Raw genomic sequence first — 20,309 nt, 5'->3', positions numbered from 1 at the left:
CCATTCTCGGGAGCCCTCATGGACTACCTCTTCAACCTCGACACCGCCCGCCAGGCCGTGGACGACGTCGACGGCACCGTCACCATCAAGCCCAACGTCTGGCTTCTCACCGCCGACGACATGCCCCCGATGCTCTTCACCCCCGAGGACGTCGCCAAGCTCCTCCACGTCGGCCGGCCCATGGTCTACAACCTCATGAACTCCGGCGAGCTCCGCTCCATGAAGGTCGGCCGCTGCCGCCGCATCTCCGCCCGCGCCCTCGCCGACTACGTCGCTGCCATGGACCAGGACGCTTTCCAGTGACCCGGCAAGCCGCCAACGGAGAGGGGGCGATCTACAAGCGGCCCAACGGCACGTGGCAGGGACAGACGTACGTCACCGACACCAACGGCGTTCGCAAGCGCAAGACCGTCAGCGCTCGCACTAAGCGGGAGGCACAGGGCATGCTGGATGCGCTCATCAAGGCCGAGCGTCAGGGCAAGCGCCAGACCCCGGCCGATCTGAACGTCGCCAGGTTCCTCAACGAGTGGCTCGACCAGATCGTCGTCCATCGAGTCCGACCCACCACGCTCAGCACCTACCGGCACATGGTCACCACCTACCTGATTCCAGGACTCGGGAAGACCCGACTCGAGCAGCTGAACCCACGCCAGATCCGCTCCTTCTACGACGCACTGCGGAAGAAGGAGACCGGCGCGCGGACCATCACCTATGTCCATGCCACCCTGCGGGCTGCCCTCGAGGACGCCGTCCGGGAAGAGATCATCGAGCGCAATCCGGCCAAGCTCGTGAAGGTCACTCAGCCCGCCAAGAAAGAGATCCGTCCGCTCGATCTTGACGAGGTCCGGCGGCTCCTGGCCTTCCACCGGGAAGACCCGTACTACCCGATGCTCGTCCTCTTCACCACGCTCGGACTACGACGCAGCGAAGCCCTCGGCCTTACGTGGGCCGACGTCGACCTTCCCGGCTGCTCGCTCGAGATCCGGCGCGGCCTGCACCGCATCGACGGCGAACTCGTCACCCTGCCAACCAAGACCGCACGGTCCCAGCGCACCATCCCGCTCCCCGCCCTCGTCGTCGAGGCACTCACGGAGCAGCGCGAGCGCCAGGCCGAGCTCAAGAAGCTGCACGGCGCCGACTGGCAGAAGACCGGACATGTGCTCACCACCGGTTTCGGGACGCCGTTCGACCCCCGCAACACCACCAGGATCGTCCAGGCCTGCTGCCGACGTGCCGGCGTCCGGGTCGTGCGTCTCCACGACTTCCGGCACGGGTGCGCATCCCTCCTGCTCGGAGCCGGCGTCCCCCCGCGCACCGTCATGGAGATCCTCGGCCACTCCAGCCTCGAGATGACCATGAACACCTACGGTCATGTCACCCACGCGGACCGACGGACAGCTATCGACGGCCTGGGCGAGGCTCTAGGGGCGTCCGGCGACACCATGTGAGGGTGCCAAGGAACCAATGTTGTTGATGCTCTCGCGGCGACTGTCGGCGCCCGGCCGTACTTTCGCGACATGGAGATATGGTCCGTTGCAGTTGCACTCGTTGGTGCCGTGACAGGGATTGCCGCCTTGGTGACCCAGATCTGGACCCACGCCCTGGCTGGGCCTCGCCTCAGGGTCACCCTCTCGAACTCGCTCCCGATCTACCCCGACCGCGAGGGTCACTGGGTGCTCGGCCTCGACGCGAGCAACGTGGGGCGACTCCCAGTGACCATCACCTCGTACGGGTTGGTCTTTCGACACGAGGGCGAATGGCGAAAGATCCCCGGGTTTCAGCCGGCGTCCGCCCAGCTGCAGGGTCCGCGAGGAGCGCACCGAGTCCAAGACGCAGAGAACGTCACCTGGCTCCTAGAGCCCGTTCCCTTCGCCAGGACGCTGGCCGAGCACGGTGCACACGACGCCTACGGTTACGTTTCGCTTGCGACTGGGCGGATGATCCGCAGTCGAAAGGCAATCAACGTCGTCCACCTGGCATCGATCGATGTCTGATCAGCTCCGTTGTCGAGCCACGTTGCAGCCGACCACGCGCTCTACTGCAGCCGCTACTGCAGCCGCTACTGCAGCCGATGGCTGGCGGAGACAACAAAACCGCCTCTGACGCCTGCGTTTCCGCAGGTCAGAGGCGGTTTGGTTCGGTCGGGCTGACAGGATTTGAACCTGCGACCCCTTGACCCCCAGTCAAGTGCGCTACCAAGCTGCGCTACAGCCCGAAGCTGATCCCCGGATCGCGGCGACCAGCGGTGGGAACACTACAACAGACCGACTCGCGGGCCGGAATCGCCACCCCCATCTGCCCGGTTGCACGCGGCACCGTCACCCAGGAGGACCGAACGGGTCCTCCCCAGCCCTTCGCCCGCCTGAGCCGAGCCCCTTCCGCGCGTTCGGTCCTCGTGGCCACGAGGACCGAACGCCAGCACCGGCCCCGACGCCCAGCCACCTCGCGGACAACGGCACAACCAGCAAGAGCAGCAGCCGGCTCACCGGTAGTCCGTCACGCCCCAGCACGTCTCGCAGTCACAGTGGTCGGGCGCGCCGCGGGGGCACTCACGCTGGGCCACGTGCGGCGGCAGGTGGAAGTGCTGCCGCGCCTCGGCCTCCATGCACCGCGGGCAGTCGAGGTAGAGCCGCAGGCCGGTCGGCGCGAGCCGGTACGGGCCGGGGCCGGGGTCGGGCTCGTACGGACGGGGCAGGAAGTCGTCCCAGCTCATGACGCGGTCTCCATGGAGTCAGGATCGACCTAGAGCGAGGACGTGTCGACCCCGACGAACGCCGAGGCCGGGATCGTCTTCAGGTCGGCGACGAGGCGCGCCGGCCAGTGCGGGTTCCGCTCGCCCTGGACGTACCAGGCCGAGCCGTTGTCAGCGAGGACCAGCCCGTACGTCTTCATCGCCCGCACCACGCGGCGGGCGTACAGACCCAGGTCCGAGGCGTCGTAGGAGGAACGGAGCCTGAACCGGGCACCCATCGGCGGCGCGGAGCGCGAAAGGGTCGAGCCCGCGTCGTGGCGCGCCGGCCACAGGTGCGCCCGCCGAGTGACGGGCGCGGTGAACCGCAGGGCGTGGTCGAGGCGGTTCGCCCGCACCTCCCGCCACCGCAGCAGCCCGGGCAGCATCGGCAGCCCCGCGGCGTCCGCGGAGGTCCACCCGTCCGGCCGCAGGGCGTTCGACCGCAGCGACCACACCGCCCCCGAGCCGGCCCTCCACCGCCCGTGCACCTTCCGCGTCGCCCACGTCTCGTACAGCCGGCACGCGGACCGGTCGACGACGATCGCGTGCCGGTCCCCCCTCGAGCCGCGCCCGCCCTCGATCATGGTGTCCCGCCCGAGCGGGTAGCGCACCCGGTCGCTCTCACCGGCGTACGTGAACCGCACCCGCACCCGAGGGTGCCGGCGCGACACGACGGTCACGGGGATGCCGTAGTCCACTCCCCCGGCGTTGCGCCCGAAGTCCGGGTGCAGCTCGCCGGAGGTCCCGATGGTGCGCAGCCACGCCCGTGAGCGCGCGTGCACCGGCAGGCGTCGCACGGACGCGTGCCACCAGCTGGACGCCGGGAACACCCGGCACCCGGCCACCGGTCCTGCATCGACCGGCGCGGCGAGCGGCAGCACCAGCATCGGCAGCACGAGCACCGGCACCACCAGGCCCAGCGCGCAGGACGCGCGCCACGCCCGCCCCGTCACCAGCCCTGTCACCCGCCCCGCCACCCACGCCATCCCCGCAGGCTAGGCGCGGGAGCCGCCCGGGAGAAGAGCCGCCGGAAAAGAGCAGCCAGTGAACAGCAGCAGCCGGTCAGCGGCGCCGCAGCACCACCCAGGTGAACGGCTGCACGGCGTCCCACGGCGTGTGGTGCTCGGCCCGCTCGGTGTGCTCCAGGGTGAAGTCGCTGCCGAACGCCTCGGCCAGCCCCTCGGCCGACCAACGCACCACCGGCAGCCCGGAGCACGACTCCGGGCCGTCGGGCGCGAAGGCACCGAGCACCAGCGTCCCGCCCGACCGCACCGCGCCGGCGGCCGCCGCCACGTAGGCGCCCTGCTGCTCGGCGGAGGTGAGGAAGTGGAACACCGCTCGGTCGTGCCACACGTCGTAGACGTCCTCGAACCCGTAGGTCAGGACGTCGGCCGCGATGGTCGTCAGCGCGGTCGACCGCTCGTCCAGCCGGGCGGCGGTCAGCGACAGCGCCCGGAGGCTGAGGTCGAGGATCGTCACGTGGCCGACCCCGGCGTCCAGCAGGCTGTCCGGCAGCGTCGAGGCGCCGGCGCCCACGTCGATGACCGAGGCCGGGACGCCGTCGCGCAGCACGAGCCGCGTCGAGACCTCGGGGTTCTCCTCGTACCACGACACGTCGCGGGGCCCGCGCTCGGCGTACACACCGTCCCAGTGGGTGGCCGGGGCCGTGCCGCGCGGGTCGCGCGGCTGGGTGGTCGGCGTGCTCATGAGCGCTTCCTCTTCTCGCGCACCCGCTGCTGCAGGATGATCGGCGTCCCGGCGAAGCCGAACTCCTCGCGCAGGCGGCGCTCGATGTAGCGCTCGTAGGAGTCGTCGAGCTTGCCGGAGGTGAACAGGATGAAGGTCGGCGGGGCCGTGGTGGCCTGGGTGCCGAACAGGATCTTCGGCTGCTTGCCGCCGCGCACGGGGTGCGGGTGCTCGGCCACGAGGCGGCCGAGGAAGGTGTTGAGCGCGCCGGTCCCGACGCGGGTCTCCCAGCCCTCGATGGCCTTGTCGAGCGCGGGGACCAGGCGGTCCACGTGCCAGCCGGTGCGGGCGGTGATGTTGATCCGCGGCGCCCACTGGACCTGCACGAGGTCCCGCTCGATCTCGCGCTCGAGGTAGTAGCGGCGCTCCTCGTCGACGAGGTCCCACTTGTTGAACGCGATCACCAGCGCGCGGCCGGACTCGCGCACGGTCTGGAGGATGCGGACGTCCTGCTCGGAGATCGACTGCTCGGCGTCGAGCAGCAGCACGCAGACCTCGGCGCGGTCGATGGCCGCCGAGGTGCGCAGCGAGGCGTAGTACTCGTGCCCCGAAGCCTCCTTGACCCGCTTGCGGATGCCGGCGGTGTCCACGAAGCGCCAGGTGCGGCCGGCCAGCTCGACGAGCTCGTCGACGGGGTCGACGGTCGTGCCGGCGACGTTGTCGACGACCGAGCGCTCCTCCCCCGCCAGCTTGTTGAGCAGCGAGGACTTGCCGACGTTGGGCTTGCCGACGAGCGCGATGCGGCGCGGTCCGCCCACCTCGCTGCCCTCGGCCACCGGCGGCGGCTCGGGCAGGGCCGCCAGGACGGCGTCCAGCATGTCGCCCGAACCGCGGCCGTGCAGCGCGGAGACCGGCCAGGGCTCGCCGAGCCCGAGGTTCCACAGCCCGTAGGCCTCGGCCTCGGTGCGCTGGTCATCGACCTTGTTGGCGGCGAGCACGACGGGCTTGCCGGAGCGGCGCAGGATCTTGACGACCGCCTCGTCGGCGTCGGTGATGCCGACGGTGGCGTCGACGACGAACAGCACCGCGTCGGCCAGACCGACGGCGATCTCGGCCTGCGCGGCGATCCGCTCGGCGAGGCCGCGGGCGTCGGGATCCCAGCCGCCGGTGTCGACCACGGTGAAGGCGCGGCCGTTCCAGTCGGCGTCGTAGCTGATCCGGTCCCGGGTCACGCCCGGGATGTCCTGCACGACCGCCTCGCGGCGCCCGATGATGCGGTTGACCAGGGTGGACTTGCCCACGTTCGGGCGGCCCACGACGGCCAGGACGGGGGTCGGGCCGGCGGCGTCGGCCCCGGCGGGGCCACCGGCCTCGGGGGTGGCGTCGGCGTGCTCGGTCATGCTTCTCCTAGGTCGCGGACCGTGGTGACGGTCGCGGTGTCCGGTTCGAGGTCCCCGGCCGGGAGCGGCCCGGGGAGGCGACGGCCGGTCTCGGCCTTCGCTGCGGCCAGCTGCTCGCGCAGGTGGCGGTGGAGCAACACCGTGGCATCGTGCACGTGTTCCTGGGTGCGGGGCCAGTCCTGTTGCTCCAGCCTGGTCGGTTCGCCGACCACGATGTCGATGCGCCGCCCCCACGGGGGCAGCGAGCCGCTGCGGCCACCCGGCTCGCGGGTGCCGAAGAAGGTCACGGGGACGACGTCCGCGCCGGTCACCAGGGCGAGGTAGGCGACGCCGCCGTGGCACCGCTGGAGCTCGCCGTCGCCGCGCCGGCCCTCCGGGAAGATCCCGACGACGCCGCCGTCACGCAGGACACGCACGCAGGTGCGCACCGCCGCGACGTCCGCGCCGAAGCGCTCCACCGGCACCTGGCCCGAGGAGAGGAGGAAGCGCCCGAGGGCGCCGCCGAACATCTCCGCCTTGGTCAGCGCGTGCACCGGGCGCGGCGCGAAGATCGCCAGCAGCGGCCCGTCGGCCACCCCGGCGTGGTTCGCCGCCAGCAGCACGGGCCCCGACGGCATCCGGTGGGCGCCGTGGACGCGGACGTCCCAGCGTCGGCGGATGATCCAGCGGGAGATCGGCCGCAGCGGGTGCAGGAGGTACCGGGCCGGGTGGCGGGTGCTGTCCGTGCGCGGGGCCCGCGCGTGCACCTCGGCCCGGGTGCGAGCCCGGCGTCGGCTGCCGCCCGACCCGCGGACGCCGGTCAGGAACGTCACGTGCGCGCCCCTGCGCCGAGGCGCGCCTCCTCCACCAGCCCGGTGACCAGGTCGACGACCTGCTCGAGGGTGAGGTCGGTGGAGTCGATGCGCACGGCACCGTCGGTGATCGTGAGCGGGGAGGTGGCCCGCCCGGAGTCGATCGCGTCGCGGCTGCGCAGGCTGGCCTCGGTCGCGGCGACGTCCGTGCCGCCCTCCTCCAGCGCCCGGCGACGGGCGCGGGCCGCGGGGTCCGCGGTGAGGTACAGCTTCACGGGGGCGTCGGGCGCCACGGTGGAGCCGATGTCGCGGCCCTCCACGACGATGCCGGACGTCGCGGCGGCGATGGTCGCGCGCTGCAGGTCCACGAGCCGGGCGCGGACCTCGGGCACCGTCGCCACGGGGCTCACCGCGCCGTTGACGGCGTCGCCGCGGATCGGCGCGGACACGTCGGTGCCGTCCACGGTGATGGTGGGGGCGGAGGGGTCGGTGCCGGAGACCAGGTCGGGCTCGCCGCTGCGGGCCGCCACGGCGGCGGGGTCGTGGACGTCGACGCCCTGCTCGAGCATCCACCAGGTCATCGCCCGGTACTGGGCGCCGGTGTCCAGGTAGGCCAGGCCGAGGCGCTGGGCCACCGCGCGGCAGGTGCTGGACTTGCCGGAGCCGGAGGTGCCGTCGACCGCGACGACGAAGGGCGTCGAGCCCTCGCTGGTCGTCCGCGGCTGCGTCTGGGGGTCGTCGGCGCTGCTCACGGAGCGGCAGCCTACCGCTGGACGGTCCAGCCCCTCGACTCCAGAGAGGTGGTGAGGTGCTCGCCGCGGCCCTGCGCGACGACGAGCTCGACGAGACCGGCCTCCCGCGAGGTGTCGTGGTCGATGCGGATGTCCTCCACGCTGACCTCGCTGGCGACCGCGTCGGCCAGCAGCCGCGCGAGCTCGCCGGCCCGGTCGGTGACCGTGACCCAGACCGAGGCCGTGGGGGCCGCCGGACCGCCGTGCTTGCCCGGGATGGCCCGCGTCCCGTCGACGCCGCGGGCGAGGATCTGGCCCAGGACGTCGCGGTCGCCCGAGCCGACGGCCTCGATGAGCCGGTCCAGCTCGCCACGGAGCTCGCCCAGGAGCTCGACCACCGCCGCGGCGTTGCCGCCGACGATCTGGCCGTAGAGGTTCGGGTCGCCAGCCGCCACCCGGGTCACGTCCCGCACGCCCTGCCCGGCCAGCGCCAGGTGGTTCTCGGGCGCGCCGGCCAGCCGCCCGGCCACCAGCGCCGACATCAGGTGCGGCACGTGGCTGATGCGCGCCACGGCGCGGTCGTGCTCCGCGGGGGTCTGCCACGCCGGCACGGCGCCGCACAGGCGCACCAGCTGCTCCACCAGCTCCACGGCCGCCACGTCGGCGTCCGCGTGCGGGGTGAGCGCCCAGGGCCTCCCCTCGAAGAGCGAGGCGTTGCCGGCGCTCGGCCCGGAGCGCTCGGAGCCGGCCATGGGGTGCGAGCCGACGTAGCGGTGGGCGTGCGTCGGCGCGTGGGCCAGGACGCCGGCCAGCGGCGCCGCCTTGACCGAGCCCACGTCGGTGACGACCGACCCGCAGTCAGCGGTCTCGACCAGCGAGGCGGCGATCACGTCGCCCAGCACCGACGGCGGCACCGCGACGACCACCAGCTGCGGGGCGTCCTCGGGCCGCCGCGGCCGCCCGGCACCCAGCGCGACGGCCTCGGTCACGTGCGCGTCGGAGACGTCGGAGAGCAGGACCTCGAGGCCGGCCCGTCGGCACGCCAGCGCGACGCTGGTGCCGAGCAGGCCCGTGCCGATGACCTCGACGGGCCCGGTGAGGGTCACCCCGTCCGCGAGCTGGCTCACACCGTCTCCCCCGCTCTGCTGCTGTCCATGCTGCTCGTTGCTGGTGGGCACCCCTGGTGCCGACGCGACCCTACCTGCGCGCCGGGCTCAGAGCTGGGCCGTGTCCAGCAGGGTGCCGAGCTCCTCGCGCGTGAGGTCGCGGATCTCGCCGAGGCGCAGCGAGCCCAGCTGCACCGGGCCGATCGCCGTGCGGGTCAGCTGCGTCACCGGATGACCCACGTGGTCGAGCAGGCGCCGCACGATCCGGTTGCGACCCTCGTGGATGACCAGCTCCACGATGCTGCGCCCCGGCTTGTTGCGCCGGTGTCCGCCGGAGATCACCTTGCACTTGGACACCGAGACCGGCCCGTCCTCGAGCGTCACCCCCGCGAGCAGCTCCTTGACCGTGCGCGGGTAGACCTCGCCCTCCACCTCGGCGACGTAGGTCTTGTCGACCTCGAAGGACGGGTGGGCCAGCCGGTTGGCGAAGTCGCCGTCGTTGGTGAGGACGAGGAGGCCGGAGGTGTCGGTGTCGAGCCGGCCGACGTGGAAGAGGCGCTCGGGGCGGTCCGCGACCAGGTCGGCCAGGCAGCGCCGACCCTCGGGGTCGGACATCGTCGAGACGACGCCGCGCGGCTTGTTGAGCACGAGGTAGACGTGCGGGGAGACCGGCGGCAGCCGGCGGCCCTCGACGCGGATCACGGCCGTGCGGGGGTCGACCTTGGTGCCGAGCCGGGTCACCACCTCGCCGTCCACCTCGACGGCGCCCTCGAGCATCAGCTCCTCGCACCGCCGGCGCGAGGCCACGCCCGAGGAGGCGAGCAGCTTCTGCAGACGGACGAGGCCGTCCTCGTCGGTGGGCAGGTCGGGGCCGGTCACGCGTTCTCCTCGGGGTTCGCCGTCGGGCCCTCGGCGGGGCCCTGGGCGCCAGTCTCCCCGGCGTCCGCCCCGTCCCGCGAACCGGCGGGACGCCGGGGCGTCCGCGGGAGCCCGATGCTGCCCTCGATCTCGTCGAGGTCGTCCATCTCCGGCAGGTAGGGCGCGAGCTCGGGCAGCTCGTCGAGCGAGGTGATCCCGATCCGCTCCAGGAAGTAGCTGGACGTGCGGTACAGGTGCGCGCCGGTGACCGGGTCGGTCCCGGCCTCCTCGACCAGGCCGCGCGTGAGCAGGGTGCGCATCACGCCGTCCACGTTGACCCCGCGCACGGCCGAGACCCGTGCCCGCGAGACCGGCTGCTTGTAGGCCACCACGGCGAGCGTCTCGAGTGCCGCCTGCGTCAGCCGTGACTGCTGGCCGTCGAGGACGAAGCGCTCGACCACCTCCGCGTGCTCCTCGCGCGTGTAGAACCGCCATCCGCCCGCGACCTGACGCAGGTCGAACCCGCGGCCGGCCTCGGTGTACTCCTCGGAGAGCAGCTGGAGCGTCGAGACGACCGTCTCCACAGGGTGCCCGGTGGCGGTCGCCAGGCTCACGGCGTCGAGGGGCTGGTCGGCCACCATGAGGACGGCCTCCAACGACGGACGCAGCTGGTCGGCCGGGACCGCGAACGGCTCGTCCTCGGTGGTCTGCGTGCCCGGGAGCGTCTCCTGGGTCTGGTCGGTCACGGCTGGTCCTCCGCGTGCGTCCGGGGGTGGGTGTCGGGGTCGGAGTCGGGGTCGCTGTCGGGGTCGTGCGGCGCGTCCCGGCCCTCGTCGGACGCGGCAGCGTCCGGGGCGCCCTCGAACTCGTCCACGACGAGGTCGTCGGCGTCCACGTCGTCCGTGCCCGTCCACCGGACGGTGAGCTCGCCCAGCGGCGTGACCTGGTCGAACGCCACCGCGCCCTCCCGGAAGAGCTCGAGCAGCGAGAGGAACCGCGCCACCGTGGTGAGGGTGTCCGGGGAGTCGGCGGTGAGGGCCCGGAACGTCATCTGGCCCGCCACCCGCAGCCGGGACACGACCACGGCCGCCTGCTCGCGCACGGAGACGGCCGGGGCGTGGATGTGGGCCAGGGTCACCTCCGGCACCGGCTTCGGGGCAAGCGCACCGGCGGCGAGCCGGGCGAACTCCTCCAGCCCGATGCCGATGAGCACCTCGGGGAGCAGCGAGGCGAACCGCTCGTCGAGCCCCACCCCGCGGGGGAAGCGCTTGGACTCCTCGGCCAGCCGGGACTCGATCACCCCGGCCACCTGCTTGTACGCCCGGTACTGCAGCAGCCGGGCGAAGAGCAGGTCCCGCGCCTCGAGCAGCGCCAGGTCCTCCTCGTCCTCGACCTCCGCCTGCGGCAGCAGCCGTGCGGCCTTGAGGTCGAGCAGGGTGGCCGCCACGAGGAGGAACGACGTCGTCTCCTCGAGCTCGCCGCTGCTCCCCCGGGCGCTCGCGGCCGCGCTCGGCTTCTCCCGCAGCGCCTTGACGTGCGCGATGAACTCGTCGGTGACCTGCGACAGCGCGACCTCGGTGATGTCGAGCTTGTGCTTGGAGATCAGCTGGAGCAGCAGGTCGAACGGTCCGGTGAAGTTGTGCAGGCGGACGGCGAAGCCGCCGTCCTGCCCGGCGTCCTGGACCGGCTCCTGGGCCCGCTCCGGCGTCCCGTCCTCCTCGGCCCCGGCGGGCGGGACGACGGGCGCCTGCGTCACTCCTGCACCAGGCGGCGCACCAGCGCGCTGTCCTCGCCACGCTCCTCGAACTCGGCGAGGACCAGCGCGACGGCCTCGCGGACCAGCCGGCCGCGGTCGACGCCCAGACCGTGCTGCCCGCGCAGCGAGAGCCGCGCCTGCTCGATGTGCATGAGCTCCTCCGACGAGAGGTAGACGGTCATCTTCTCGTCGTGGCGGACCCGGCCGGTGGGCTTGCGCCCGCCCTTGCCGTCGTCCTTCGGCTGGCCCGCGGTGGCGGACGCGTCGGGCGCCGTCTCGACCGCGCCGGCCGTGGGCCGGAACAGGTCGTCGGCCGCCGGCATGCTCACACGTCGTGCTGCCACCGGGCGATCACCTCCCGCGCGAGCTGCCGGTAGGACTCGGCGCCCGACGACGAGGAGGCGTAGGAGGTGATGGGCTCGCCGGCCACGGTGGAGTCGGAGAACTTCACGGTGCGGCGGATGACGGTGTGGAACACGGTGTCGCCCCACGCCTGGACGAGCCGCTCCATGACCTCGCGGCTGTGCAGCGTCCGGCCGTCGTACATGGTGCCCAGCACACCGTCCACGTGGAGCTTGGGGTTGAGGCGCTGCTTGACCTTGTCGATGGTCGTCTTGAGCAGGGCCACGCCGCGCAGCGCGAAGTACTCGCACTCCAGGGGCACGACGACGCCGTCGGAGGCGGTGAGGGCGTTGACCGTGAGGAGGCCGAGGGAGGGCTGGCAGTCGATGAGGATGACGTCGTAGCGGGCCATGGCCGGCGCCAGGACGCGCGCCAGCGTCTGCTCGCGGGCCACCTCGCCCACGAGCTGCACCTCGGCGGCCGACAGGTCGATGTTCGACGGCAGGAGGTCCATGTTGGGGACGCCCGAGGGGACCACGACCTCCTCGACGGTGCACTCCGGGTCCATCAGCAGGTTGTAGACCGTCAGCTCCATCTCGTGGGGGTTGAGCCCCAGCCCGACGGAGAGCGAGCCCTGCGGGTCGAAGTCCACCAGCAGGACGCGGCGGCCGTACTCGGCCAGCGCGGCGCCCAGGTTGATGGTGGTCGTCGTCTTGCCGACGCCGCCCTTCTGGTTGGTCATCGACACCACGCGCGCCGGGCCGTGCCCCGACAGCGGCGCGGGCTCGGCGAAGATCGGCATCGGCCGACCCGTCGGACCCATGATCGTGGGGTCGTCGCCGTCGAAGGGCAGGGCGTCAGTCACCGTGGTCAGCTTCTCTCTGGTCGTCTCGTGCACGGACCCGTCCATTGTCGACAAGGCGACCGCTCGGCGAGCGTAGGGAGCCCCCGCGCGCCGCGTCCAGACGATGGAAGTTCTCCCCCGTTCGGGTCCTGGACCTGTGAGCCCAGCCCCGCTCCTGTGCACACCACTTATCCACCATGGGGATAACTCTGTGGAGGAACGACGGCGTGTCGGCGTGCTCGGCGGCCACGCGGGCGGGGTGGATGACGGTCGGGTGGCGCCGTCACTGGTGTCGGCAGCGGCGCTGTCGGTGGAGCCGTCAGCGCGCGACGAGGTCCGCCAGCTCGGGGTGCTTGTCGACATGGGCGGCCATGAACGAGCACGCCGGGACGACGCTCCAGCCGGACGTCCGGGCGTGCTCGAACGCCGCGTCGGCCAGCCGCGTCGCCAGCCCCCGGCCGCCGAACGCCGGGTCGACCACCGTCACCGCCAGCGTCGCCACCGCGCCGTCCAGCTCGTAGCCGGCGTACCCGGCGCGCACGCCGTCCACCGTGACCACGAAGCGCTGCCGGGCCTCGTCCAGCTCGACGTCCACCTGCTCGCTCATGACTCCGACACTAGTCGCGCCGACCACCGTCGAGGCCGCGCCGCGGCCGGGCGTACCCCGGCGCCGGCCCTCACGTTTGGTCACCAACCCGGTCTCAGAGCGCCCCCAACCCCACGTTGGTGACCAAACGTCACCCACCCAGCCGCCGAGCCGCCGCGACCCCGGCCGCCTGCAGCACCTGGGCACCACCGCCCCACCACGCCAGCCGCCACCACGTTTGGTCACCAACCCTGTCCCCGAGCGTCCCCAACCCCACGTTGGTGACCAAACGTGAGCACCGGAGCGCACAGCACCCAGCACAGCACCGCAGCCCGGAACCGCAGTCACAACCTCCGGAACGCGACGGTCGGCATCACGAGCTCACCGAGGGCATCGGTGGCGTCGAGGTCGGCGACGGCCTCGACGACCCAGTCGTGGTGACCCTCGGGGTCGTGCAGGGTCTGGCGGACGTCGAGCAGCCGCACCGGGTCGGAGTCGGGGTGGGCCCCGGGGGCGACGCCGGTGCGGGCGGTGGTCTCCAGCAGCCGGGGGCCGCGGGCGTCGCCGTCGGTCAGGACCTCGTCGTGCTCGGCGTAGTAGGCCTCGATCGCCTCGTCCCAGGCGGAGCGGCCCATGACGACCTCGCGCGGCTCCTCGAACCGGTCGGCGGCGGCGCGCTCGATGGCCATGAGGGCGGTGAGGTCGTCGCGAGCGATGCCGGCGACCCGGCTCCACATCGCGTTGCGCACCATGACGTCGAACGCCCGACCCTGCGCCGAGAGCGGCCGCGGCGGGGGCGGCGGGGCGTGGTCGGCGAGCTCCGCCCCGCGCTCGGCCAGCGCGCCGGCGGGGTCGGTGAGGGCCTCCCACTCGTCCAGCAGCGAGGAGTCGGTCTGCCTCACCGTCTCCCCCAGCCACTCCACCAGCCCGTGCAGCTCCTCGTCCCGGTGGGTCTCGGGGACGGTCTGGCGCAGCGTCCGGTAGGCGTCGGTGAGGTAGCGCAGCACCAGCCCCTCGCCCCGCGCGAGCTGGTAGCGGGCGACGAAGTCGGTGAACCCCATGCCCTGCTCGACCATGTCGCGCACCACCGACTTCGGCCCCAGCAGGTCCGGTGAGAGCCAGGCGTGGGTGCGGCGGTAGATCTCGTAGGTGGCCTCGAGCAGCTCGGCCAGCGGCTGGGGCCAGGTGATCTCCTCCAGCGCCTCCATCCGCTCCTCGTACTCCATGCCGTCGGCCTTCATCTCCTCCACAGCGCGCCCGCGCGCCGCCCACTGCTGGGCCAGGAGGATCGTCCGCGGCGCCTCGAGCACCGACTCCACCACCGAGATGACGTCGAGCGCGTGCTCGGGGCTCTCGGGGTCGAGCACGGTGAGCGCCTCGAGCGCGAAGTGCGCCAGCGGCTGGTTGAGGGCGAAGTCGTCGGGCAGGTCGACGCCCAGGACGTAGCGGCGGCCGTGCTCGTCCGGCTCCTCCAGCCGGACGACGACGCCGGACTCCACCAGCGAGCGGCCCAGCCGCAGCGCCCGGCGGGCGAGCTTGAGCTGGCGTCGCCGGTCCTCGTGGTTCTCGGTGAGCAGCCGCCGCAGCACGGCCACGGCGTCCTCCTCCCGGGCCAGGACGTTGAGGAGCATGCCGTTGTCGACCTTCATCCGCGGCACGAGCGGCTCCGGCTCGCCGGCGACGAGCTTGTCGAACGTCGCCTCCGTCCACACGACCGTGCCCTCCGGCGGCTTCTTCAGCTGCGCCTTGGACTTCTTCTTGCTTGCGGCCACCCGCTCCGCGGCCTTCGCCTTCGCCTTCTCGTTCTCGATGACGTGCTCGGGGGCCTGGACGACGACCGTGCCGGCCGTGTCGAAGCCCGCCCGGCCGGCACGACCCGCGATCTGCAGGAACTCCCGCGTGCGCAGGGTGCGCATCCGGTTGCCGTCGAACTTCGTCAGGCCGGTGAACAGCACGGTGCGGATCGGCACGTTGATGCCGACCCCCAGCGTGTCGGTGCCGCAGATGACCCGCAGCAGCCCCGCCTGCGCCAGCTGCTCCACGAGCCGCCGGTAGCGGGGCAGCATCCCCGCGTGGTGGACGCCGATGCCGCGGCGCAGCAGCTTGGACAGCGTCTTGCCGAAGCCGGCGGCGAACCGGACGCCGGCCAGCTTCTCGGCCAGCGCGTCGCGCTGCTCCGCGGGCGGCTTGACCCACGCCGCCTGGAGCAGCGACGTGGCGTGCTCGGCGGCCGCGGCCTGGGTGAAGTGCACGACGTAGACCGGCGCCTGACCGGTCGTGACCAGCTCCTCGAGCGTCTCGGCCATCGGCTCCAGCGACCACTCGAAGGTCAGCGGCACGGGCCGCTCGGCCTGGTCGACCAGCGCCGTCTCCCGCCCCGTCCGCTCGCTCAGGTCCGCGCGCAGCGAGCGCGTGTCCCCCAGCGTCGCCGACATGAGCAGGAACTGCGCGTCCACGAGCTCCAGCAGCGGCACCTGCCACGCCCACCCTCGGTCGGGCTCGCCGTAGTAGTGGAACTCGTCCATCACCACGAGGCCCACGTCGGCCGCGCGGCCCTCGCGCAGCGCCAGGTTCGCCAGGACCTCCGCCGTGCAGGCGATGATCGGCGCGTCGGCGTTCACCGAGGCGTCCCCGGTGAGCATGCCGACGTTGTCGGCGCCGAAGACCCGGCACAGATCGAAGAACTTCTCGCTCACCAGCGCCTTGATGGGAGCGGTGTAGAACGACACCCGGTCGTCGGCCAGCGCCGCGGCGTGGGCGGCGATCGCCACCAGCGACTTGCCCGAGCCCGTCGGCGTCGCCAGCACCACGTTCGAGCCCGCCAGCAGCTCCAGCACCGCCTCCTCCTGGTGCGGGTAGAGCGCGAGGCCGCGCGAGGCCGCGTAGGCGGTGACGGCATCGGCCACCTGGTCGGCGTCCGAGCCCGCCGGGGGCCAGTCACGGGGGTCGAAGGCGGGCGTCTCGGCGCTGGTCGTGTCAGGCATCGCGGCCCAGTATCGCGGTCCGCGCCGACAGCCCGCTCATCCCCGCGCCGGCCAGGGGCCCGGGCTCAGCCGCGGGCGCGCGGGTGCGCGGTGGCGAAGACCTCGCGCAGGTTGTCCACGGTGACGAGCGTGTAGACCTGGGTGGTCGTCACCGACGCGTGGCCCAGGAGCTCCTGGACGACGCGGACGTCCGCCCCGCCGTCCAGCAGGTGCGTGGCGAAGCTGTGGCGCAGCGTGTGCGGCGAGACGTCCCGGGTCACGCCCGCGCGCTCGGCGGCGCGGGTGAGCACCGCCCACGCGGACTGCCGCGAGAGCCGCCCGCCGCGGGAGTTGAGGAACAGGGCACCGGTGGGCGTCCCGGCCCCCACCAGGTCGGGTCGCGCGCGCACCAGGTAGTCCGAGACGGCCTCGAGGGCGAAAGAGCCCACGGGCACGATGCGCTCCTTGCCGCCCTTGCCGGCCAGCAGGACGGTCCCGTCGACGGTGTCCAGGTCGTCCACGTCCAGCCCGACGGCCTCGGAGATGCGCGCCCCGGTGCCGTACAGCACCTCCAGCAGGGCCCGGTCCCGCAGCGCCAGGGGCGTGCCCGGCGCGCCGGCGGCCTCGAGGATCGCCTCGACGTCCGAGAGCGGCAGCGCCTTGGGCAGGCGCTTGGCCGGCTGGGGCGGGCGGACGCCGGCCGCCGGGTCGCTCGCCAGCAGGCCGTCCGCGAGGGCGAACCGGTGGAAGCCGCGCACGGCCACGACCGCCCGCGCCGCGGAGCTCGGCCCCAGGGGCGGGTGCGCGTCGTCGCCCTCGCGCAGGTGGGCGAGGAAGCCCGTGACGGTCTGCTCCCCCACGTCCTCCAGCGAGGTCACCCCGACCGTGTCCAGGTAGCCCAGGTAGCGCCGCAGGTCCCGGCGGTAGGACGACAGCGTGTTGGCCGAGAGGCCCCGTTCCACCGAGAGGTGGTCGAGGTAGGTCCGCACCGCGCGCTCGGGGGCACCCGGGACCGCCGGGGCCGCCGGGGTCGCCGTCGCCGCGCCGGCCGGGGGCACGGCGGAGGCGGGCTCGACGACGCTCTGGGTCACCGCCGCAGGCTAGCCCGCGGCGCCGACACGGCGTGGGTGCCTCGCCGCGCGGTCCACCAGCCCGCAGCCTCATACCGGCGCCGCAGCCTCACACCAGCCCCCGGGCCCGCGCGGCGAGCACCGCGATGACCACCGGCGCGTCCTGTACCCGGCCGTCGAGCACGGCGGTGTGCAGGTCCTCGAACGGCACCTTCCCGAGGACGGCCTCGGCCTCCTCGTGCTCGGGCACGAACCCCTGCCGGCCGACCTCCCGCAGCCCCCGGGCCAGGAAGATCGCGGACCGCTCGGCCGAGATGCCGGGCGAGGGCCACACGTCGACCAGCGGGGTCCAGGACGAGGCCCCGAACCCGGTCTCCTCCAGGAGCTCGCGGCGCGCGACGTCCAGCGGGCTCTCGCCCTCGTGGTCCAGGACGCCGGCGGGGATCTCCACCAGCACCCGGCCCACCGCGTGCCGGTACTGCCACAGCACCAGCACGCGGTCCTGCTCGTCCACGGCCAGCACGACCGCCGCCCCCGGGTGCTCCAGCGCGACGCGCCGGAACGGCTCCTCCTCCGGGTGCCCGGGCCTGCGCACCCGGTCCTCGCGCAGCGCCACGATCCAGGAGTCCTGGTGCAGGTAGGTGGAGGAGTCCACGGGCCAGGCCGCGGGCCGGTCCTCGAGCGGGGGCAGGACGTCGCGGGCGTCGACGCGGTCGGTCGTCATGCCCCCGACGCTAGTGGCACCGGCCGCCGGCTCCGGGACCCGGTTCCCGGACCCACCCGCTCGGGCACGGTCGGCTCCGGCGTCGCCGGGGAGCGCTAGCGTGGCGGACGCCCCAGTGGGGCGTCCCCCGCCACCGTCCGAAGGAGCACCGGTGACCGAGCTGAGCCTGACCCGCACCGAGGCCGAGGAGCGCGCCGCGCTCGTCACCGTCGAGCGCTACGACGTCGACCTCGACCTCACCGACCTGCTGACCGGCGTCGAGTGGCGCTCCACCAGCCACGTCCACTTCCGCTGCGCCACGCCGGGAGCCACGACCTTCCTGGACGCCGTGGGCGAGGTGCGCAGCGTCCGTCTCAACGGCGTCGAGCTGGACGTCGCGACCGCCGTATCCGAGGGGCGCATCACCCTCGCGGACCTCGACGAGGTCAACGAGGTCGTGGTCGACCTGGTGCAGGCCGACACCGCCAGCGCCACCGGCATCCTGCGCACCGTCGACCCCACCGACGGGCTCGTCTACGTCTGGTCGTCCTTCGAGGCCGACGACGCCCGTCGGGCCTTCGCCTGCTTCGACCAGCCCGACCTCAAGGCGCCCCACGCCTTCACCGTGCTCGCCCCGGCCTCCTGGACGGTCACCAGCAACCGCGCCCCCGAGTCGGTCGTCGATTCGGGCGAGGACGCCCGCACCTGGGTCTTCCCCGACACCCCGCCCCTGTCCACCTACGTCGTGGTCGTCAACGCCGGGCCGTTCCACGAGATCCGCGAGCAGCGCGGCGGGCACAGCCTCGGCCTGTTCTGCCGGCAGTCGATCAAGCAGTTCCTCGAGCGGGACGCCGAGGAGCTGCTCACCCTCACCGAGCAGGGGCTCGCCTTCTACGCCGAGACCTTCGGCCAACCGTTCGGCCAGGAGCGCTACGACCAGGTGTTCGTGCCCGACATGGGCGGCGCGATGGAGAACTGGGGCTGCGTCACCTGGGGCGACATGATGATCCCCCGCAGCGAGCCGACGGCCGCCGAGCGCGAGTACCTCTCCCTCGTCCTCCTGCACGAGATGGCCCACATGTGGTTCGGCGACCTCGTGACCATGCGCTGGTGGGACGACCTGTGGCTGAACGAGGCGTTCGCGTCCTTCGCCTCGGCGTGGGCCGCGTCGTCGGCGACCGCCTACTCCGACGCGTGGGCCACCTTCGCGGTCGCCGAGGAGCCGCACGGGTACCGCCAGGACGCGGGCCCGGCCTCGCACCCGATCCGCGGCGAGGTGCCCGACGTCGGGCAGGCGATGGCGAACTTCGACGCGATCACCTACCTCAAGGGCCAGGCCGTCCTCCGCCAGCTGCTCGCGCTGCTCGGGGAGGACGTCTTCGCGGACGGGCTCCAGCGCTACTTCTCCGCCCACGCCTGGGGCAACACCGTGCTCGCGGACCTCATCGGCGCCCTCGAGGACGCCTCGGGGCGCGACCTGTCGGGGTGGACCTCCGCCTGGCTCGACCGCGCCGGCACCGACACCGTCTCCCTCGAGCTGGGCGAGCCCGCCGCCCTGGTCGTCGACTCCCCCGACGACGAGGCACCCCGCCCGCACACGATCGCGGTCCGCTCCTTCACCCGCGCGGACGACGGCGGCCTGACCGAGGTCGCCACCACCACGGTCGAGACCACCGGTGTCCGCACCCCGCTGCCGGGGCTGCCCGACGTCGGCGAGGACGGGCTGCACCTGCTCAACGCCGACGACCTGGCCTTCGTCCACGTGCGCCCCGACGCACGCTCCCTCGGCGCGCTCACCGGCTCGGCCGCGGCGCTGGGCGACACCCTCGACCGGGCCGTCGCCGCCGCGACGGCGCTCGACCTGCTCCACTCCGGCGACCTCGACCCCGGTGCCACCCTCGACGTCCTGCTCGACGTCCTGGCCGCCCGGCCCGCCGCCGGCCTCGTGGAGCCGCTGCTCGACCACGCCGCCGGCGTCGCGACCCTCTGGACGCCCGCCGCCGACACGGCGGCCGCCTGCGCGGAGCTCGCGGAGGTGTCCGCGTCGCTGGCCGAGCACCCCGGGTACCGCTCGCCCGCGCTGCGCACGCTGGCCTCGGTCAGCGCCGACCCGCGGTGGGACACCCTGCTCGAGGACGCGGCGGTCGACGACGTCCCGCTGGGGTGGCGGCTGCTGCGCACCCGCGCGGCCGCCGGCCGGCACGACGCGGACGACGTCCTCGCCCTCACCGAGCGCGACCCGGACCCGGAGGCGTGGGTGTCCGCCCTCGGCGTCGAGGCGGCGCTTCCCGAGCAGGAGGCCAAGGAGGCCGCGTTCGAGCGGATGGCGGTCCAGCGGGACCTGCCCCGCAGCGAGGGCTACTCGCTGCTGGTCGGTGCCTTCTGGCGCCCGGACCAGCACGCGCTCGTGCGTCCCTTCGCCGACCGCTACCTCGACGTCGTGAGCGCGCTGGACGGCGGTGCGATGCTCAACGTCTACGGGCTCGTCCGCAGCTTCTTCCCGAGGATCGGGGACCAGGCCTTCCTCGACCGGGCCTCGGCGATCGCCGCGGACCCGGACGTCGTCCCGGCCGTGCGGACCAACATCGCCCTGGGGGCCGACACGCTGCGGCGCTACCTGCTGGCCCGCGGCGAGCTGGACTGAGACCAGGAGCGGGCACCGATCCACCCCCTCGATGCGCACCAGCGCCCCGCCACCTCGCGGTGACGGGGCGCTGTCGGCCGTCGGGCGGCTCACGCCGC

Annotated in this window: 20 protein-coding genes and 1 tRNA gene; 4 read left to right on the top strand and 17 right to left on the bottom strand. The window is 73.4% G+C overall.

Translation table 11 applies throughout. The features are described from left to right. The first annotated feature begins 18 nt into the window (after positions 1 to 18). The 3 genes from E8D37_RS20185 to E8D37_RS00140 all read left to right on the top strand — a co-directional run bounded on the left by E8D37_RS20185 (position 19) and on the right by E8D37_RS00140 (position 1,994). Positions 19 to 303: a helix-turn-helix domain-containing protein gene (locus E8D37_RS20185; protein WP_240770091.1), complete on the top strand. Its 285-nt coding sequence runs from the start codon at positions 19 to 21 to the stop codon at positions 301 to 303. Beyond that, the gene (locus E8D37_RS00145) at positions 300 to 1,448 is read left to right on the top strand and encodes a site-specific integrase (protein ID WP_136567741.1); all 1,149 of its coding nucleotides are present in this window, start codon (positions 300 to 302) and stop codon (positions 1,446 to 1,448) included. The genes E8D37_RS20185 and E8D37_RS00145 overlap by 4 nt, the downstream gene beginning before the upstream one ends. 69 nt (positions 1,449 to 1,517) lie before the next feature. Beyond that, complete coding sequence (locus tag E8D37_RS00140) at positions 1,518 to 1,994, top strand: hypothetical protein (RefSeq protein WP_136567740.1); 477 nt, start codon at positions 1,518 to 1,520, stop codon at positions 1,992 to 1,994. A 147-nt stretch (positions 1,995 to 2,141) separates the two neighbouring features. Here E8D37_RS00140 and E8D37_RS00135 read toward each other — a convergent pair. The 17 genes from E8D37_RS00135 to E8D37_RS00055 all read right to left on the bottom strand — a co-directional run bounded on the left by E8D37_RS00135 (position 2,142) and on the right by E8D37_RS00055 (position 17,588). Beyond that, positions 2,142 to 2,215: transfer RNA gene (locus E8D37_RS00135), tRNA-Pro, on the bottom strand. Positions 2,216 to 2,482: 267 nt separating this feature from the next. Beyond that, a complete protein-coding gene (locus E8D37_RS00130; protein WP_136567739.1) occupies positions 2,483 to 2,713 on the bottom strand; it encodes a hypothetical protein in 231 nt (76 codons plus the stop codon). Positions 2,714 to 2,742: 29 nt separating this feature from the next. Then, positions 2,743 to 3,717 (bottom strand): hypothetical protein, encoded by a 975-nt coding sequence (locus E8D37_RS00125; RefSeq protein ID WP_206055492.1) that lies wholly within the window; start codon positions 3,715 to 3,717, stop codon positions 2,743 to 2,745. A 76-nt stretch (positions 3,718 to 3,793) separates the two neighbouring features. Continuing rightward, positions 3,794 to 4,438 (bottom strand): class I SAM-dependent methyltransferase, encoded by a 645-nt coding sequence (locus E8D37_RS00120; RefSeq protein WP_136567738.1) that lies wholly within the window; start codon positions 4,436 to 4,438, stop codon positions 3,794 to 3,796. Continuing rightward, positions 4,435 to 5,817, bottom strand: coding sequence for a ribosome biogenesis GTPase Der (gene der, locus E8D37_RS00115; protein WP_136567737.1), 1,383 nt, complete (start codon positions 5,815 to 5,817; stop codon positions 4,435 to 4,437). Before der ends, E8D37_RS00120 begins: the two co-directional genes overlap by 4 nt. Continuing rightward, complete coding sequence (locus E8D37_RS00110) at positions 5,814 to 6,629, bottom strand: lysophospholipid acyltransferase family protein (protein ID WP_240770090.1); 816 nt, start codon at positions 6,627 to 6,629, stop codon at positions 5,814 to 5,816. The genes der and E8D37_RS00110 overlap by 4 nt, the downstream gene beginning before the upstream one ends. Beyond that, positions 6,626 to 7,360 carry a (d)CMP kinase gene (gene cmk, locus E8D37_RS00105; protein WP_136567736.1) on the bottom strand — a complete coding sequence of 245 codons (735 nt, stop codon included), beginning with the start codon at positions 7,358 to 7,360 and terminating at the stop codon, positions 6,626 to 6,628. Before cmk ends, E8D37_RS00110 begins: the two co-directional genes overlap by 4 nt. Before the next feature lie 11 nt (positions 7,361 to 7,371). Further along, entirely contained in the window at positions 7,372 to 8,466 is a 1,095-nt protein-coding gene (locus tag E8D37_RS00100) for a prephenate dehydrogenase (RefSeq protein ID WP_240770089.1), read from the bottom strand. 87 nt (positions 8,467 to 8,553) lie between these two features. Further along, entirely contained in the window at positions 8,554 to 9,324 is a 771-nt protein-coding gene (locus E8D37_RS00095) for a pseudouridine synthase (protein ID WP_136567735.1), read from the bottom strand. Next, a complete protein-coding gene (gene scpB, locus E8D37_RS00090) occupies positions 9,321 to 10,049 on the bottom strand; it encodes an SMC-Scp complex subunit ScpB (protein WP_136567734.1) in 729 nt (242 codons plus the stop codon). The genes E8D37_RS00095 and scpB overlap by 4 nt, the downstream gene beginning before the upstream one ends. After that, a complete protein-coding gene (locus E8D37_RS00085; RefSeq protein WP_240770123.1) occupies positions 10,046 to 10,948 on the bottom strand; it encodes a segregation/condensation protein A in 903 nt (300 codons plus the stop codon). The genes scpB and E8D37_RS00085 overlap by 4 nt, the downstream gene beginning before the upstream one ends. Before the next feature lie 107 nt (positions 10,949 to 11,055). Beyond that, positions 11,056 to 11,382, bottom strand: a complete 327-nt coding sequence (locus E8D37_RS00080; protein WP_206055510.1) for a hypothetical protein — start codon at positions 11,380 to 11,382, stop codon at positions 11,056 to 11,058. Positions 11,383 to 11,384: 2 nt separating this feature from the next. After that, positions 11,385 to 12,224, bottom strand: coding sequence for a ParA family protein (locus E8D37_RS00075; RefSeq protein ID WP_240770122.1), 840 nt, complete (start codon positions 12,222 to 12,224; stop codon positions 11,385 to 11,387). Positions 12,225 to 12,564: 340 nt separating this feature from the next. Next, positions 12,565 to 12,852 (bottom strand): GNAT family N-acetyltransferase, encoded by a 288-nt coding sequence (locus E8D37_RS00070; protein ID WP_136567730.1) that lies wholly within the window; start codon positions 12,850 to 12,852, stop codon positions 12,565 to 12,567. Between the two features lie 323 nt (positions 12,853 to 13,175). After that, the gene (locus tag E8D37_RS00065; protein ID WP_136567729.1) at positions 13,176 to 15,815 is read right to left on the bottom strand and encodes a DEAD/DEAH box helicase; all 2,640 of its coding nucleotides are present in this window, start codon (positions 15,813 to 15,815) and stop codon (positions 13,176 to 13,178) included. 65 nt (positions 15,816 to 15,880) lie between these two features. After that, positions 15,881 to 16,783: a site-specific tyrosine recombinase XerD gene (gene xerD / locus E8D37_RS00060; RefSeq protein ID WP_206055509.1), complete on the bottom strand. Its 903-nt coding sequence runs from the start codon at positions 16,781 to 16,783 to the stop codon at positions 15,881 to 15,883. A gap of 190 nt (positions 16,784 to 16,973) precedes the next feature. Next, on the bottom strand, positions 16,974 to 17,588 hold the full coding sequence (locus E8D37_RS00055) for an NUDIX hydrolase (RefSeq protein ID WP_136567728.1): 615 nt from the start codon (positions 17,586 to 17,588) through the stop codon (positions 16,974 to 16,976). 151 nt (positions 17,589 to 17,739) lie between these two features. Between E8D37_RS00055 and pepN the strand changes: the two genes are divergently transcribed. Next, a complete protein-coding gene (gene pepN, locus E8D37_RS00050; protein ID WP_136567727.1) occupies positions 17,740 to 20,211 on the top strand; it encodes an aminopeptidase N in 2,472 nt (823 codons plus the stop codon). The last annotated feature ends 98 nt before the right edge of the window (positions 20,212 to 20,309 follow it).

The sequence above is a fragment of the Nocardioides sp. GY 10127 genome, from assembly GCF_004919085.1.
In the GTDB taxonomy this organism is placed as follows: Bacteria; Actinomycetota; Actinomycetes; order Propionibacteriales; family Nocardioidaceae; genus Nocardioides.
This window is presented reverse-complemented; position numbering and strand designations above follow the sequence as displayed.

What these genes read in the sequence shown, in the direction of transcription:
- E8D37_RS20185 (WP_240770091.1), top strand. Translation starts at nt 19, where the DNA reads ATGGACTACCTCTTCAACCTCGACACCGCCCGCCAGGCCGTGGACGAC.
- E8D37_RS00140 (WP_136567740.1), top strand. Translation starts at nt 1,518, where the DNA reads ATGGAGATATGGTCCGTTGCAGTTGCACTCGTTGGTGCCGTGACAGGG.
- E8D37_RS00130 (WP_136567739.1), bottom strand. Translation starts at nt 2,713, where the DNA reads ATGAGCTGGGACGACTTCCTGCCCCGTCCGTACGAGCCCGACCCCGGC.
- E8D37_RS00125 (WP_206055492.1), bottom strand. Translation starts at nt 3,717, where the DNA reads ATGGCGTGGGTGGCGGGGCGGGTGACAGGGCTGGTGACGGGGCGGGCG.
- E8D37_RS00120 (WP_136567738.1), bottom strand. Translation starts at nt 4,438, where the DNA reads ATGAGCACGCCGACCACCCAGCCGCGCGACCCGCGCGGCACGGCCCCG.
- der (WP_136567737.1), bottom strand. Translation starts at nt 5,817, where the DNA reads ATGACCGAGCACGCCGACGCCACCCCCGAGGCCGGTGGCCCCGCCGGG.
- E8D37_RS00080 (WP_206055510.1), bottom strand. Translation starts at nt 11,382, where the DNA reads ATGCCGGCGGCCGACGACCTGTTCCGGCCCACGGCCGGCGCGGTCGAG.
- E8D37_RS00075 (WP_240770122.1), bottom strand. Translation starts at nt 12,224, where the DNA reads ATGGGTCCGACGGGTCGGCCGATGCCGATCTTCGCCGAGCCCGCGCCG.
- E8D37_RS00070 (WP_136567730.1), bottom strand. Translation starts at nt 12,852, where the DNA reads ATGAGCGAGCAGGTGGACGTCGAGCTGGACGAGGCCCGGCAGCGCTTC.
- E8D37_RS00065 (WP_136567729.1), bottom strand. Translation starts at nt 15,815, where the DNA reads ATGCCTGACACGACCAGCGCCGAGACGCCCGCCTTCGACCCCCGTGAC.
- E8D37_RS00055 (WP_136567728.1), bottom strand. Translation starts at nt 17,588, where the DNA reads ATGACGACCGACCGCGTCGACGCCCGCGACGTCCTGCCCCCGCTCGAG.